This window comes from Ectopseudomonas guguanensis (genome assembly GCF_900104265.1).
In the GTDB taxonomy this organism is placed as follows: Bacteria; Pseudomonadota; Gammaproteobacteria; order Pseudomonadales; family Pseudomonadaceae; genus Aquipseudomonas; species Aquipseudomonas guguanensis.
The window spans coordinates 215696-230739 of record NZ_FNJJ01000010.1; the positions used below are offsets into that span (position 1 = coordinate 215696).

The 15044-nt window shown below is 65.0% G+C and carries 11 protein-coding genes; 6 read left to right on the top strand and 5 right to left on the bottom strand.

Annotated elements, in window-relative coordinates:
• The first annotated feature begins 87 nt into the window (after positions 1-87).
• Entirely contained in the window at positions 88-1341 is a 1254-nt protein-coding gene (locus BLS61_RS16080; protein WP_090432480.1) for an OprD family porin, read from the top strand.
• A gap of 37 nt (positions 1342-1378) precedes the next feature.
• Here BLS61_RS16080 and pdxR read toward each other — a convergent pair whose 3' ends face one another.
• On the bottom strand, positions 1379-2878 hold the full coding sequence (gene pdxR, locus BLS61_RS16085; protein WP_090432482.1) for a MocR-like pyridoxine biosynthesis transcription factor PdxR: 1500 nt from the start codon (positions 2876-2878) through the stop codon (positions 1379-1381).
• A gap of 122 nt (positions 2879-3000) precedes the next feature.
• Here pdxR and BLS61_RS16090 point away from each other — a divergent pair, with 122 nt between their 5' ends.
• Positions 3001-4206 carry an NAD(P)/FAD-dependent oxidoreductase gene (locus BLS61_RS16090; RefSeq protein WP_090432484.1) on the top strand — a complete coding sequence of 402 codons (1206 nt, stop codon included), beginning with the start codon at positions 3001-3003 and terminating at the stop codon, positions 4204-4206.
• Between the two features lie 22 nt (positions 4207-4228).
• Here BLS61_RS16090 and BLS61_RS16095 read toward each other — a convergent pair whose 3' ends face one another.
• The 3 genes from BLS61_RS16095 to BLS61_RS16105 all read right to left on the bottom strand — a co-directional run bounded on the left by BLS61_RS16095 (position 4229) and on the right by BLS61_RS16105 (position 7280).
• Positions 4229-5113 carry a helix-turn-helix transcriptional regulator gene (locus BLS61_RS16095; RefSeq protein WP_090432485.1) on the bottom strand — a complete coding sequence of 295 codons (885 nt, stop codon included), beginning with the start codon at positions 5111-5113 and terminating at the stop codon, positions 4229-4231.
• A gap of 190 nt (positions 5114-5303) precedes the next feature.
• A complete protein-coding gene (locus BLS61_RS16100) occupies positions 5304-6197 on the bottom strand; it encodes a chemotaxis protein CheV (protein ID WP_090432487.1) in 894 nt (297 codons plus the stop codon).
• 60 nt (positions 6198-6257) lie between these two features.
• Positions 6258-7280 (bottom strand): zinc-dependent alcohol dehydrogenase family protein, encoded by a 1023-nt coding sequence (locus BLS61_RS16105; RefSeq protein WP_090432490.1) that lies wholly within the window; start codon positions 7278-7280, stop codon positions 6258-6260.
• A 217-nt stretch (positions 7281-7497) separates the two neighbouring features.
• On the opposite strand from BLS61_RS16105, the gene BLS61_RS16110 reads away from it, so the two are divergent.
• Complete coding sequence (locus BLS61_RS16110; RefSeq protein WP_090432492.1) at positions 7498-8412, top strand: LysR family transcriptional regulator; 915 nt, start codon at positions 7498-7500, stop codon at positions 8410-8412.
• Between the two features lie 88 nt (positions 8413-8500).
• Here the strand turns inward: BLS61_RS16110 and BLS61_RS23690 are convergent, their stop codons facing one another.
• Positions 8501-8647: a hypothetical protein gene (locus BLS61_RS23690; protein WP_167358741.1), complete on the bottom strand. Its 147-nt coding sequence runs from the start codon at positions 8645-8647 to the stop codon at positions 8501-8503.
• Between the two features lie 50 nt (positions 8648-8697).
• On the opposite strand from BLS61_RS23690, the gene mexE reads away from it, so the two are divergent.
• Genes mexE through BLS61_RS16125 form a run of 3 tightly spaced genes read left to right on the top strand, consistent with a single transcriptional unit; the run spans position 8698 to position 14528 of the window.
• The gene (mexE, locus tag BLS61_RS16115; protein ID WP_090432494.1) at positions 8698-9936 is read left to right on the top strand and encodes a multidrug efflux RND transporter periplasmic adaptor subunit MexE; all 1239 of its coding nucleotides are present in this window, start codon (positions 8698-8700) and stop codon (positions 9934-9936) included.
• A 27-nt stretch (positions 9937-9963) separates the two neighbouring features.
• Positions 9964-13143, top strand: a complete 3180-nt coding sequence (locus BLS61_RS16120) for an efflux RND transporter permease subunit (RefSeq protein ID WP_090432496.1) — start codon at positions 9964-9966, stop codon at positions 13141-13143.
• Positions 13140-14528: an efflux transporter outer membrane subunit gene (locus tag BLS61_RS16125; protein ID WP_090432498.1), complete on the top strand. Its 1389-nt coding sequence runs from the start codon at positions 13140-13142 to the stop codon at positions 14526-14528. The genes BLS61_RS16120 and BLS61_RS16125 overlap by 4 nt, the downstream gene beginning before the upstream one ends.
• Positions 14529-15044 lie beyond the last annotated feature (516 nt).

Genomic DNA, 15044 nt, shown 5'->3' on the forward strand with positions numbered 1-15044 from the left:
GGTGATAACTCTAGGCGCGCCCTCTGGGCCGGGCCTCACCTCGCTGTGAGGCACGTTCAGAACAGCACACCAACACCGGGAGCAACCATGTACAAGAAGCATTGTCTCGCGCTGGCTTGCAGCCTCGCGCTGGGCGGGCAGTTGGCGCACGCCAGCAGCCAGTCCGAAGCCAAGGGGTTCATCGAGGACGCCAACCTCGATCTGTTGCTGCGCAACGCCTACTTCAACCGCGATTACAAGGACAACACCAACGACGCCAAGACCTGGGGCCAGGGCTTTATCGCCACCTTCGAGTCCGGCTTCACCCAGGGCACCGTCGGTTTCGGCGTCGATGCCTTCGGCCTGCTCGGGGTCAAGCTCGACAGCGGTCGTGGCCGCAACTATCGCGCCTTCTTCGACACCTACGATGACGGCCATCCGGTCGATGAGCTTTCCCAGGCCGGTGGCGCGGTGAAGCTGCGCGTCTCCAACACCGTGATCAGGTACGGCAACCAGTTCCCTTCCCTGCCGGTGCTGGCTCATGACGACAGCCGCCTGCTGCCGCAGTCCTTCACCGGCACGCTGGTGACCAGTAACGAGATCGAGGGGCTGGAACTGAATGCCGGCCGCTTCACTGCCGACAGCCCGATGGGCGACTCGGCGCGCGACCCCAACCGCCTCAAGAGCATCGACGTGCTCGGCGGCAGCTACGCCGTCAGCGATGACCTGAGCCTGGCGGTCTATCACGCCGATCTCGAGGACATGTACAAGCGCTACTACGCCAACCTCAATTACAGCCTGGCGCTGGCGGCCGATCAGGCGCTCAATTTCGACTTCAACCTCTATCGCACCAAGTACGACACCGGCTCGACAGCCGCAATCGATCTCGGCGGCGATGGCCAGGGCGATCGCAACACCATCTGGAGCCTGGCAGCCAAGTACAGCATCGGTGCCCACGCCTTCATCCTCGCCCACCAGCGCAACACCGGCGATGCCGGCTTCGCCTATGACTATGGCGATGGCGGCGCCAGCATCTACCTGGCCAACTCCTATTACTCGGACTTCAACCTGAAGGACGAGCGCTCCTGGCAAGCCAGCTACGAGCTGGATTTCGCCCAGTACGGCGTTCCGGGCCTGCGCTACAAGTTCGCCTACGTGCGCGGTGACAACATCGATACCGGCAGTGACAACAACGGCACCGAACGCGAGGTCTTCAACCAGATCGGTTACACCATCCAGAGTGGTGCAGCCAAGGATCTGCACCTGCGCCTGCGTAACTCCATCTACCGCTCCAGCACCGACGTAGGGCCGGATCTCAACGAGATTCGCGCGTTCGTCGAATACCCGCTGAGCATCCTCTGATGGCCGCGGCCCCGGATTGCTCCGGGGCCGCGTTCACTCAGTTGCGCAAGGCCCGAGCAACGGCTCGGGCCGCTTCATCGATGGCCCGCTCCTCGTAGGGCGCAAAGCCCATCACCAGTCCCGGATCACGCGGGGCCACGCGGTAACTGGCCAGGGGCAGCGCGTCGACGCCGGCTGCTCGCAAGCGGGCGAAAGCGTCCTGCTCGTTCCCCACCAGCAGGCGGCAGGCGATATCCATGCCCGCACGAATTTCTGGCACCTCGATCAGCCCCTGCCAGTGCCTGTGCGCCGCCTCGGCAAAGGCCTCGGCACGCGACGTGTAGAGCTTGCGCATGCGTCGCACGTGGCGGTCGAAATGCCCCTCGTCGATGAAATCGGCCAGTACTGCCTGAGCCAGGCTGTTGGCATGCCGCGACATCAGTGCCGCGGCGCGGGTGAAAGGCTCGATCAGATGCTCGGGCAGCACCAGATAGGCCAGGCGAATCGAGGGGAACAGCAGCTTGCTGAAGGTGCCGGCGAGAATCACCGACTGCTCGGCACCCGCCATCGAACGCAGCGCCGGAATGGGCTTGGCGATAAAGCGGTACTCGCTGTCGTAGTCATCCTCGAAGATGTAGCTGCCCTGCTCCGCTGCCCAGCGCAGCAAGGCCAGACGCCGGGCCGGCGACAGCTCGCCGCCCAGCGGTGCCTGACGTGACGGTGTGACATAGGCCAGGCGAGCGCCCGGCGCCAGACGCAGCCCCTCCTCCACCCTGAGGCCGCAGCGGTCTACCGGCACCTCCACACGGTTCACGCCGGAAATCTCCATCAGCTGCCTGGCGCCGGGGTAGCCAGGGTCTTCCATCCATACCTGCGAGTCGCCCGGAGCGAGCAGGCGCAGGCAGATATCCAGGCCCTGCTGCACGCTGCCGAGCACCACGATGTGCTGCGCCGAGACCTGCACGCCGCGGGCAATGGCGAGGTAGCCGGCGATGGCCTCGCGTAGCGCGGGCAAGCCTGCCGGGTCGGCGTCGAGCAACAGCGACAGCCGTGAACTGCGCAGCTGTTGCGTATGCAGCTTGCGCCACAGGTCGATGGGAAAGGCCTTGATGTCTCCTCGATGCGGAAAGAACGGAAGCAGACCGCCAGGCGCAGCACGCCGGGAGAAGATCGGCTCGATCTCGGCCAGCTTGCTCAGCCATGGCGTCCGTGGAGCAACACGTTGCTCCACGCTTTTGGCAACCACCTTGCGCCGCACGTAGCCGGCATTCAGGGTCGGATCCGGTAGTACCTCGCTGACGCGCGTACCGCTGCCGGTCCGCGCCTGCAGATAGCCCTCGGAGAGCAGCTGCTGATAAGCCGCCTGCACCGTTCCGCGCGCAAGGCCATAGTGCTCGGCCATGGCCCGGGTACTGGGCAGCTTGCTACCAGCCGGCAGACGCCCGCCGAGAATGGCGCCGCGCAGCGACTCATACAGCCAACCCTGCAGGCTGACCCCGGCCTCCGGGGTTCCCAACGGCAGAAAGAGCACTTGCGGGGCAGCTTTTTCGAGTGGCATGTCAGCTCCAAAGTGGATCATTCATTTAGGCGAATATTGGATCAATCCCCTGATCCAAGCCAGCGACAAAATCCACTCCGTAGTCAGCCAACGATCCCTACCTCACTACGGATAACCACGACATGACACAGCGAATCCTGATCATCGGCGCCGGCTTCGGCGGCATGTGGAGCGCACTGAGCGCCATGCGCCTGCTGGACCGGCATCAGCGCCTGGACATCGGCGTCACCCTGCTCGCCCCACAAGCCGAGCTGCGCGTGCGCCCGCGCTTTTATGAAGCCGACCTGACGACCACCGTAGCCCCGCTCGGCCCGCTGTTCGACGCGGTCGGCGTGCAGTTCGTGCAGGGCTGCGCCACCCGTATCGATGCGCAGAACAGGCTGGTGTTCTACCGCAGCGCCTCAGGCGAGCAGTCGACCCTGGCTTATGATCGGCTGATCCTCGCTTCGGGCAGCCAGGTCGCCCGCCCGCCGCTGGCCGGCATCGACCGGTTCGCCTTCGACGTCGACAGCCTGGAGTCCGCGCAGCAGCTCGAAGCGCATCTGCAAGGCCTGCGTCATCGGCCAGGCAGCCCGGCGCGCAATACCCTGGTAGTGGTGGGCGGTGGTTTCACCGGGATCGAAACGGCCATGGAAATGCCGGCACGCCTGCGCGCCATTCTCGGTCACGAGGTCGATATTCGCGTCATGGTCGTCGACATGGCAACGCAGCTCGGCAGCGTCATGGGCGAGCAGATCGCCGCGGTGATCGCCGAGGCCAGCGATACGCTCGGGGTGACCTGGAAGCTTGGCAGCCCGGTATCGAGGGTCGATGAACAGGGTGTGCAACTCGACAACGGCGAGCGAATCGAAGCCAGCACCGTGGTCTGGACCGTCGGCGTGAAGGCCTCGCCGCTGACCCAGCAGATCGACGGCGAGCGCGACGCCTTTGGCCGCCTGCACGTGGATCGTCACCTCAGGGTACTGGGTCAGGACGCCATCTACGCCACCGGCGATACGGCTTACGCAGCGGTGGATGAGCTGGGCAACCACGCGCTGATGACCTGCCAGCACGCCATCGCCCTGGGCCGCTCAGCCGGCAACAACGCCGCAGCCGATCTGCTCGGTGTACAGCCGCTTCCCTACAGCCAGCCCAAGTACGTCACCTGCCTCGATCTGGGCGCCTGGGGCGCGGTGTTCAGCGAGGGCTGGGAGCGCAAGGTGGTACTGACCGGCAAGGAAGCCAAGGAGCTGAAAACCCAGATCAACACGCAGTGGATCTACCCGCCGCAGGCCACGCGCGACATCGCCCTGGCCGCAGCCGACCCGCTGATTCCCGTCGTGGCCTGAGCGATGAATAAGGCCCGGGGCGTCAGCCGCCCTGGGCCTGAGGCTCGTCACGGTAGATCTGCACCTGCAGCTTCGCCGGCATGATCTGCCCTTCACCGCGCAGCCATTCCCCGGGCGGTTGCCCTACCTGCTGGGCGAAACTGCGCGAGAACGACGCCTGCGATCCGTAGCCGACCGCATCGGCAATCACCTTGATCGGCTTGCCTTCGCGCAGCAGATCCTGCGCCACCTTCATGCGCCAGGCCGTGACATAGGCCATTGGCGTCATGTCCATGACCTCGTTGAACAGCGCGGCGAACTTGGTGCGCGACATGTTGGCCAGTTCGGCCAGACGTTCGACGCTCCAGGGCAAATGCGGCTCCTGGTGAATGCAGATCAGCGCCGGGCCCAACTGGCTGTCCTGCAGGGCGTAGAGCAGACCGCTGGTGATACGGCCCTCGTTCACCGCACGCCGCACCAGCAGCACGAAGACGTACTCGAACAGCAGGTTGAGCGCCTTGCTGCGTCCAGGGGCTGGCGTGCGGAACTCGTTGACCAGCGAGCCGATCACCGGCCCCAGCTGCTCCAGGGCGCTCAGCGGAAACACCAGGGTTTCCTCCAGGCCCAGCTCGAATGGCTGCTGCCCGTAACGGCCGAACTGGAACGAGGCGCAGATCAGGTTCACGCCGCCTGGCTCGTGCGCGCGCAGCTTATAGCAGCAGCAGCTGGGACAGAACAGCACGCTGGGTTGGCTGATCGCGATACGCGGTTTGTCGGAGTGCACCATGTCCAGTGCACCGCGCTCGATCACGTGAATGAAGGCCATGCCGGGTGGCTTGTCCAGCAGCAGGGTACCGTCTACCGGGCCGGCGAATAACAGTCGCCCTTGCAGGCTAGTGCGCTCGAAGAACTCGGAGAGAACATCCATTTTCGCAGTGACCTGAAGATTTTCTAGTTGGAAATGTCGATACGGCCGCAGCCCACCAGGGCGCAAACCGTCGTCGATTGATAGACAGCTCAATCGATAGAAATTCCAACTGTATTCACAGCGAAGTGAGAACCTTCATGATCCGCATCACATCACGGATGCCTTGCCTGCCTGCGCTTGCTCGTCCTGCTCAGGGGCGTCCGTCCATCTGCCGGAAGGCGTCCAGCAGTGCCTGGGTCAGGTCCACCGAGGAGAACTTGGTCAGCACCGCGTTGGCGCCCACCGAGCGGGCCTTTTCGGTATTCATGGTGCTGTCCAGCGAGGTATGCAGCAGCACGTAGGTGGCGGCGATATCGGCGCTGCGGCGGATCTCCCGCACCAGGTTATAGCCGTCCATCTCCGGCATCTCGATATCCGACACCAGCAACTCGAACGGCATCTCGGCCTGCTGATAGTCATGCAGCTGCTGCAGGGCCGCCTGGGCGCTGCGCACGGCCGTGCAGTCGAGGCCGAGCTGGCGCAGCACGTTGAGGGTCTGCTGCAGCGCTACCTGGGAGTCGTCCACCAGCAGCACTCGGCGCCCCTGCAGCAGTTGCTGGTCCTTGCTCTCGAGCAGGCCGTCGAGAGGCGCCTCGTCGAGCGCCGGTGCGATGTCGTGCAGCACCTTCTCGATATCGAGGATCTGCACGATGGCGCCATCGATCTGCGTCACCCCGGTGATGAAGGCGCGGTTGCCGGCACCCGCGGGTGGCGGGCGCACGTCACGGGTGGAGCATTGCACGATGCGTTCGACGTTTTTCACGTGCAGGCCCTGACGCGAGCGGCTCAGCTCCGTGACGATCAGACAGCCGTCGTCCGCATCCGCCGCACCACGCTCGCCGATGGCTCGCGCCAAGTCGATCACCGTCAGTGCCGAACCACGCAGCGTGGCGATGCCGCGCACGTGCGGATGGCGATTGGGCAGCTTGGTCAGGGGCGGACAAGGAATGATCTCGTTGACCTTGAGCAGGTTGATCCCCAGCAACCTGCCGCTATGCAGACGAAACAACAACAGCGATAGCGCGTCACCGGTGACGAGACTCATGAAACGATCCTTGAACGAACGGTAGGCTTGCTGGATATAGCGACCGCAAGGCCACGGACTTTAATCCGTGGCCAGTTGCAGCGCCACTCGCCCACGATTCGGGCAGGTTTCCATGTAGCGGTGAGCGGCAACGAAGTCATCGAAGGCGAACACCTTGTCGATCACCGGCGTCAGCAGGCGGTCGGCGGTCATCTGGTTGATGTGGGTAAGCGCGCGCTGCACCGCCTCGTTGTTGGGCTCGATGCCCAGCTCCGGGCAGCCGGTGAAGTCCAGCACGCAGTGACGGTAGAACTGCAGGTGTTTCTTGAATGCCGCACAGGCCGGGAACGCCGTGTCGTTGCCGCCGTTGATCCCGTACAGGATCAGCTTGCCGCGCGGCGCGGCGATATCGCCCAACAGCTTCATCTGCGGGCCGGCGCACTGGTCGAGAATCACCTCGACGCCCTTGCCTTCGGTATAACGCTCGACTTCCAGCACCAGGTCCTGCTCCTCGGTCACGATCACCTTGTCGGCGCCGAGCCCGCGCAGAAACTCGCGATCATCGGCCGAGCCGGTGGATGCGATCACCTTGGCACCCAGCGCCTTGGCCAGTTGCACGGTCTGCGGCGCGATGCAGTGGCTGGCCTCGGTGATCAGCACGTGCTGACCGGGTTTGAGGTGCGCCAGGTCGACCAGCGCCAGGTAACCGAACAGCAGGCTGTTGTAATGCACGCTGGCTTCGACCGGGCTGAGCACCTCGGGGTAACGGGTCAGGGCGTGGCTGGGCATCAGTACCAGATCGCCCCAGGTCGGATAACGGTTCGGCGTGGCAGCCGGAAAGCCGGCCACGGCCATGCCGACTTCGAAGTCGCTGACGCCTTCGCCCAGCGCGGCCACGCTGCCGGCCAGTTCGAAGCCGATGCCCGACGGAAGCTTGGCCTGCTCGGCAGCCAGGTTCTGCCGCCACAGCACGTCTTTCCAGCCCAGGCCGACGGCCTGCACGCGCACCAGCACCTCACCCGGGCCGGGCACGGGCGTGGGAACCTCCTCGTACTGGAGCACATCGGCATCGCCGAACTTATGAAAACGGATCATGCGGGACATCGTTTACCTCGAGCTTGATCGCGGATTAACACTTCAATGACTGTGGACTCTATCCGCTGTGCGGCGGCGACACTATCAGACTCTATCGATAGTCTTCATGCCTGTCAGTGATTCGGCGTCTTTCAATCCGCCACACACTGCCCGTACTATTGCCCGGGCAAAGGCTCTCATTGCCACGCCGTGCTGACAAGGCCCGTATCCCTCGGATGGTATTCGGATGAACCGCAACGACCTGCGTCGCCTCGACCTCAACCTGCTGATCGTCTTCGAAACCCTGATGCACGAGCGCAGCGTGACCCGGGCCGCAGAGAAGCTGTTCCTCGGCCAGCCGGCCATCAGCGCCGCACTCGCCCGCCTGCGCACCCTGTTCGACGACCCGCTGTTCGTGCGTACCGGCCGCAGCATGGAGCCGACGCCGCGCGCGCAGGAAATCTTCGCCCTGCTCTCGCCGGCGCTGGACTCGATTTCCACCGCCGTCAGCCGCGCCGCCGACTTCGACCCGGCCACCAGCAAGGCGGTGTTTCGCATCGGCCTGTCCGATGATGTGGAATTCGCCCTGCTCCCCGCCCTCCTTCGCCGCCTGCGCGCCGAGGCGCCCGGCGTGGTGCTGGTGATTCGCCGGACCAACTACCTGATGATGCCCGGGCTGCTCGCTTCCGGGGAAATCTCCGTGGGCGTGGCCTACACCGAGGAACTGCCGGCCAATGCCAAGCGCAAGGTATTGCGCCGCAGCAAGGCCAAGCTGCTGCGCGCCGACACCGTTCCCGGCGCGCTGAGCCTCGAGGACTACTGCGCTCGCCCCCATGCCCTGGTGTCCTACGCAGGGGACCTCACCGGCTTCATCGACGAGGAACTGGAGAAGGTCGGCTGCAAACGCCATGTGGTACTGGCGGTACCGCAGTTCAACGGCCTGGCCAGCCTGCTGGCGGAAACCGACATCGTTGCAAGCGTGCCGGACTACACGGCAGCGGCCCTGACCGCGGCCGGCGGCCTGCGCGCCGAGGAACTTCCGCTGGAAACGCCTTCCTTCGAGTTGCACATGGCCTGGCGCGGTGCCCAGGACAACGACCCGGCCGAACGCTGGCTGCGCTCGCGCATCCAGATGTTCTGCGGCGATCCGGACAGCCTGTAAGCGCCCTGCCGCACGCCGCTCATCGGGCGTGCTGGCACCCGTTCGTTATCGTTTTCGGCTGGAACCAACGATTTCTTATCGAATCCGACTATTGCGTTAGCATTTTTGCCACGGTGCTCGGCGCTGGCGCCATCCACGCTCCGGCTGGCACAGCGGCCTGCGGCATCGCCATGAGCTGCCAATAATCATTAACGCTGATATTCAATTTCATGGCATTCGATTCGTCGCTGGCCATGCCGCGCAGCAGACTCCGCCCATCCACAAATCCGTCTGGCGGAGTCACCCATGGAACAGCGTCACAAGAACATCTGGATATTCCCCCTCGCCCTCGCCGGAGCCCTCGCTCTCAGCGGTTGCGAACAGGCAGCGCAGACCCAGGTACAGATGCCGGCACCCAAGGTCAGCGTGGCCGAGGTGATCGAGCAGCCGGTCAACGAATGGGATGAGTTCACCGGGCGTCTCGAAGCGCCGCAATCCGTCGAAATCCGCCCGCGCGTCTCCGGTTACATCGACCGCGTTGCCTTTAACGAAGGTGCCCTGGTGAAGAAAGGCGATCTGTTGTTCCAGATCGATCCGCGTCCGTTCCAGGCCGAGGTCAAGCGCCTCGAAGCCCAGCTGCAGCAGGCCCGTGCCAACCAGGCGCGCGCCGCCAACGAAGCCCGCCGCGGCGAACGCCTGCGGCAGAGCAACGCCATCTCCGCGGAACTGGCCGATGCTCGTGCCAGCGCCGCCACCGAAGCCCAGGCTCAGGTAGCAGCCATCGCCGCCGAGCTGGAAAACGCCCGCCTCAACCTCAGCTTCACCCGCATCACGGCGCCCATCGACGGTCGCGTCAGCCGCGCCGAGATCACCGAAGGCAACCTGGTCGGCGCCGGCGAAAGCCTGCTGACCTCGGTGGTCTCCACCGACAAGGTCTACGCCTACTTCGATGCCGACGAGCGTGCCTTCCTCAAGTACGTGCAATTGGCCCGCGAGTCCGGTGCCGACGCCCGTGGCGCCAGCCCGGTGTACCTGGGCCTGTCCGATGAAGCCGGCCACCCGCACCTGGGCCAGCTGGACTTTCTCGACAACCAGGTCAACCCGCGCACCGGCACCATTCGTGGTCGCGCCGTGTTCGACAACCAGGACGGTCGCTTCACCCCCGGCCTGTACGCGCGCCTGAAGCTGGTGGGCAGCAAGCCCTACGCCGCCACCCTGATCAAGGACGAAGCGGTCGGCACCGATCTGGGCAAGAAGTACGTGCTGGTGCTGGGCGAGGACAATGCCGTGGCCTATCGCTCCATCGAACTGGGGCCGAAGCTCGAAGGCCTGCGCATCGTCCGTAGCGGCCTGAGCAAGGGCGAGAAGATCGTGGTCAACGGCCTGCAGCGCGCCATGCCTGGCGCCACCGTCGACCCGCAGCTGGTGTCCATGGCCGATGACAGCACTCTCGAACAGCTGGCCCGCATGCGCCAGGCCGTCGACGGCAGCCAGGCCCCGCGTATCGCCGCCGAAAAAATCGAAGCTCGCTCGCCGCGCGGCTGATCCAGCCCGCGCCCAGAGGAAAGACCCATGAATTTCTCGCAATTCTTCATCCAGCGGCCGATCTTCGCCGCGGTGCTGTCGCTGCTGATCCTGATCGGCGGCGCCATCTCGCTGTTCCAGCTGCCGATCAGCGAATACCCGGAAGTGGTGCCGCCCACCGTCGTGGTGCGTGCCGATTTCCCCGGTGCCAACCCCAAGGTGATCGGTGAAACCGTCGCCTCGCCGCTGGAGCAGGCCATCGTCGGCGTCGAGGGCATGCTCTACATGTCGTCGCAGTCGACCATCGACGGCCGCCTGACGCTGACCGTGACCTTCGCCCTCGGCACCGACCTGGATAATGCCCAGGTGCAGGTGCAGAACCGCGTCACCCGCACCATGCCGACTCTGCCCACCGAAGTGCAGCGTCTCGGCGTGACCGTGGACAAGGCCTCCCCGGACCTGACCATGGTGGTGCACCTGACCTCGCCGGATCAGCGCTACGACATGCTCTACCTGTCCAACTACGCCGCGCTCAACGTCAAGGACGAGCTGGCGCGCCTGGACGGCGTTGGCGACGTGCAGCTGTTCGGCATGGGCAACTACTCGCTGCGCGTCTGGCTCGACCCGAACAAGGTAGCCTCGCGCGGGCTCACCGCCACAGACGTGGTCACCGCCATTCGCGAACAGAACCGTCAGGTCGCCGCCGGTGCACTCGGCGCGCCGCCTTCCGATGCCGGCAACAGCTTCCAGCTGTCGATCAACGCCCAGGGCCGCCTGGTTTCCGAGGAAGAGTTCGAGAACATCATCATCCGCGTCGGCGACAACGGCGAGATTACCCGTCTGCGCGACATCGCCCGCGTCGAGCTGGGCTCCAACCAGTACGCCCTGCGCTCGCTGCTGAACAACCAGCCGGCCGTGGCCATCCCGGTATTCCAGCGCCCCGGCTCCAACGCCATCGAGATTTCCGACTCGGTGCGCGAGCGCATGGCCGAACTGAAGAAGTCCTTCCCGCAGGGCATGGACTACGAAGTGGTGTATGACCCGACCATCTTCGTCCGTGGCTCCATCGAGGCGGTGGTGCACACCCTGCTCGAAGCCGTGGTGCTGGTGGTGCTGGTGGTGGTGCTGTTCCTGCAGACCTGGCGCGCCTCGATCATCCCCCTGGCTGCCGTACCGGTTTCCTTGATCGGCACCTTCGCGGTCATGCACATGTTCGGCTTCTCGCTCAACGCCCTGTCGCTGTTCGGCCTGGTGCTGGCCATCGGTATCGTGGTGGACGACGCCATCGTCGTGGTGGAAAACGTCGAGCGCAACATCGCCCTGGGCAAATCCCCGGTCGAGGCCACCCGCCAGGCCATGAAGGAGGTGACCGGCCCCATCGTCGCCACCGCTCTGGTGCTGTGCGCCGTGTTCGTGCCGACGGCCTTCATCTCCGGTCTCTCGGGCCAGTTCTACCAGCAGTTCGCCCTGACCATCGCCATTTCCACGGTGATCTCGGCGATCAACTCGCTGACCCTGTCGCCAGCCCTCGCCGCCATCCTGCTCAAGGACCATCACGCGCCGAAGGATGGTTTCTCGCGCCTGCTCGACAGGCTGTTCGCCGGCTGGCTGTTCAACCCGTTCAACCGCATGTTCGAGCGCGCCAGCAACCGTTACGTCGGCACCGTACGTCGCGTGCTGCGTGGCAGCAGCATCGCCATGCTGATCTACGGCGGCCTGCTGGTACTCGGCTACCTGGGCTTTTCCAGCACCCCGACCGGCTTCGTGCCGCAGCAGGACAAGCAGTACCTGGTGGCCTTCGCCCAGCTGCCGGACGCGGCGACGCTCGACCGCACCGAAACGGTGATCAAGCGCATGAGCGAAATCGCCAGCAAGCATCCGGGCGTGGAAAACACCGTGGCCTTCCCCGGTCTGTCGATCAACGGTTTCACCAACAGCCCGAACAGCGGCATCGTTTTCGTCACGCTCAAGGACTTCGGCCTGCGCAAGGACGAAAACATGTCTGCCGGCGCCATTGCTGCCGAGCTCAACGGCCAGTTCGGTGAGATTCAGGAGGCCTACCTCGCCATCTTCCCGCCGCCGCCGGTACAGGGCCTCGGCACCATCGGTGGCTTCCGCCTGCAGATTCAGGACCGTGGCAACCTCGGCTATGAAGAGCTGTACACGCAGACCCAGAACATCCTCAACAAGGCCCGCCAGTTGCCGGAGCTGAACCCGATGTCGGTGTTCACCAGCTACCAGGTCAACGTGCCGCAGGTCGATGCCGCCATCGACCGCGAAAAGGCCAAGACCCACGGCGTGGCCATCAGCGACATCTTCGACACCCTGCAGGTGTACCTGGGCTCGCTGTACGCCAACGACTTCAACCGCTTCGGCCGCACCTACCAGGTCAACGTCCAGGCCGACCAGCAGTTCCGTCTGGAGCCGGAGCAGATCGGCCAGCTCAAGGTGCGCAACAACCGTGGCGAAATGGTGCCGCTGTCGACCTTCGTCAAGGTCGATGACAGCGCAGGTCCCGATCGGGTGATGCACTACAACGGCTTCCTCACCGCCGAGATCAACGGTGCCGCCGCGCCGGGCTACAGCTCGGGCCAGGCCGAAGCGGCCATCGCCAAGCTGCTCAATGAGGAACTGCCGATCGGCATGACCTTCGAGTGGACCGATCTGACCTACCAGCAGATCCTCGCCGGCAATACCGCGATCTTCATCTTCCCGCTGTGCGTGCTGCTGGCCTTCCTGGTGCTGGCCGCCCAGTACGAAAGCTGGAGCCTGCCAATGGCGGTGATCCTGATCGTGCCGATCGTGCTCTTCACCGCCATCACCGGGGTGATCATCGCCGGGCTGGACAACAACATCTTTACCCAGATCGGCCTGATCGTGCTGGTGGGCCTGGCCTGCAAGAACGCCATCCTGATCGTCGAGTTCGCCAAGGAGAAGCAGGAAGAGGGTCTCGACCGCGTCGCAGCGGTGCTGGAAGCCTGCCGCCTGCGTCTACGCCCGATCCTGATGACCTCCATCGCCTTCATCATGGCGGTGGTGCCGCTGGTGCTGTCCAGCGGTGCGGGCGCCGAGATGCGCCATGCCATGGGTGTGGCGGTGTTCTCCGGGATGATCGGCGTGACCTTCTTCGGTCTGCTGCTGACTCCGGTGTTCTATGTCCTGATCCGCGGCTTCGTCGAAAAACGCGAAGCCCGCAAAGCCGCCCGCCTGCAGGAGTCGCATGCATGAAAGCCTTTGCCCCCGCTCTCCTGACCCTGGCACTGGCGGCCTGCGCCGTCGGCCCGGACTATCGAGCGCCCGTGACCGACCCCGCGCGCATTGCCGCGCTGGAGGCGGCCGATTACGACCGCAGCCGTTTCGAAGCCGCCTGGTGGCAGCAGTTCGACGACCCGACGCTGAACCAGCTGGTGCAGCGTTCGCTGCAGGACAACCGCGAGCTGCGCGTGGCCTTCAACCGCCTGCGTGCGGCCCGGGCAATCCGCGATGACGTGGCCAACGACCGCCTGCCCACCGTCACCAGCCGCGCCAGTGGCGAGTTCGGCAAGGCGCAGCAGCCGCCGACCACGGACGAGCGCATCCGTCAGGAACGCTACGACCTGGGCCTCGACATGGCCTGGGAGCTCGACCTGTTTGGCCGCATCCAGCGCCAACTGGAAGCAAGTGAAGCGCGCATCGAAGTGGCCGAGGCCGACTACTACCAGTTGCAGGTCAGCCTGATCGCCGAACTGGTCGACGCCTACGGCACCCTGCGTGGCGCGCAACTGCGCGAAAGCATCGCCCGCGAGAACCTGAAGAACCAGCAGGATTCGCGCGCCATCACCGAGCAGCTGCGTGACGCTGGCGTCGGCACCGAACTCGACGTGCTGCGCGCCGATGCCCGCCTGGCCGCTACCGAAGCCAGCCTGCCGCAACTGCAGGCGCAGCAGGTACGTGCGCAGAACCGCATCGCCACCCTGCTCGGCCAGCGCCCGGAACAGCTGCAGATCGACCTGTCGCCCAAACCCCTGCCGGTGATCGCCAAGGCCTTGCCCATCGGCAACCCGAGCGAACTGCTGCGCCGTCGCCCGGATATCCAGGCGGCCGAGCGGCAGCTGGCGGCGGCCACGGCCGAGGTCGGCCTGGCGACGGCGGATCTGTTCCCGCGGGTCAGCCTCTCCGGCTTTCTCGGCTTTACCGCCGGGCGCGGCTCGCAGCTGGGTTCGTCGGCCGCGCGCGCCTGGGGTGTAGCGCCGAGCATCAGCTGGGCGGCCTTCGACCTGGGCAGCGTACGAGCACGCCTGCGCGGCGCCGAGGCAGAGGCCGACGGCGCGCTGTCGCAGTACGAACAGCAGGTGCTGCTGGCGCTGGAGGAATCGGAAAACGCCTTCAGCGACTACGCCAAACGCCAGCAGCGCCTGGTTTCCCTGGTGCGCCAGGCGGAAGCCAGCCGCGCGGCTGCCGATCAGGCGGCGATCCGTTATCGCGAGGGCACGGTGGACTTCCTCGTCCTGCTGGACGCCGAGCGTGAGCGCCTGGCCGCCGAAGACGCCCAGGCCGCGGCCGAGGTCGAGCTATACAGCGGCATCGTCGCGATCTACAAGGCACTGGGTGGCGGCTGGCAGCCTCAGGCCTGAAGCTTCTCTCCCCCGGTCGGCAGCCCTGCCGACCCTCCTCAGCCCCGAAGTCGATGCTTCGGGGCTTTTTTATGGTTCTTCGCGTTCTCGCGGGGAAGATGCGCTTGATACCGGACTGGCAATTACATGTTAGCTGTCGATGACTTGGCACTATCCGTTAGCGTGTCGATCTTTCGTCTCGGTTTCGCCCCTTACGGGCGAGTCACTTTCTCTTGCTTGCCCAAGAGAAAGTAACCAAAGAGAAGGGCACCCCGTTCATCCGGCCCCGGCTGCGCCGGGGTTCCCTCGCTCCATCACCGCTACAGGGGCACGCCGTGAAGGGCCATCCCTGGCCAATCACGGCTCTCGCGGCATCCATGCCGCTCAACCCCTTCCACGGTGATTCCACTCGGCCTCCTGAAGGGGACTTGGGCGTCGTCTGTTCCATCGCAGTTGAAGAGCAAGGGCAAAGGCAAAAGCAAAGGCAAAGGTCAGACGCCGCCAATTTCAACTTCGCAAAGATTATGCAAGCTCGCG

Excerpts from the sequence above, each read along its gene's own strand:
- BLS61_RS16090 (WP_090432484.1), top strand. The coding sequence starts at position 3,001 with ATGACACAGCGAATCCTGATCATCGGCGCCGGCTTCGGCGGCATGTGG.
- mexE (WP_090432494.1), top strand. The coding sequence starts at position 8,698 with ATGGAACAGCGTCACAAGAACATCTGGATATTCCCCCTCGCCCTCGCC.
- BLS61_RS16110 (WP_090432492.1), top strand. The coding sequence starts at position 7,498 with ATGAACCGCAACGACCTGCGTCGCCTCGACCTCAACCTGCTGATCGTC.
- BLS61_RS16080 (WP_090432480.1), top strand. The coding sequence starts at position 88 with ATGTACAAGAAGCATTGTCTCGCGCTGGCTTGCAGCCTCGCGCTGGGC.
- BLS61_RS16100 (WP_090432487.1), bottom strand. The coding sequence starts at position 6,197 with ATGAGTCTCGTCACCGGTGACGCGCTATCGCTGTTGTTGTTTCGTCTG.
- BLS61_RS23690 (WP_167358741.1), bottom strand. The coding sequence starts at position 8,647 with ATGGCCAGCGACGAATCGAATGCCATGAAATTGAATATCAGCGTTAAT.
- BLS61_RS16095 (WP_090432485.1), bottom strand. The coding sequence starts at position 5,113 with ATGGATGTTCTCTCCGAGTTCTTCGAGCGCACTAGCCTGCAAGGGCGA.
- pdxR (WP_090432482.1), bottom strand. The coding sequence starts at position 2,878 with ATGCCACTCGAAAAAGCTGCCCCGCAAGTGCTCTTTCTGCCGTTGGGA.
- BLS61_RS16125 (WP_090432498.1), top strand. The coding sequence starts at position 13,140 with ATGAAAGCCTTTGCCCCCGCTCTCCTGACCCTGGCACTGGCGGCCTGC.
- BLS61_RS16120 (WP_090432496.1), top strand. The coding sequence starts at position 9,964 with ATGAATTTCTCGCAATTCTTCATCCAGCGGCCGATCTTCGCCGCGGTG.
- BLS61_RS16105 (WP_090432490.1), bottom strand. The coding sequence starts at position 7,280 with ATGTCCCGCATGATCCGTTTTCATAAGTTCGGCGATGCCGATGTGCTC.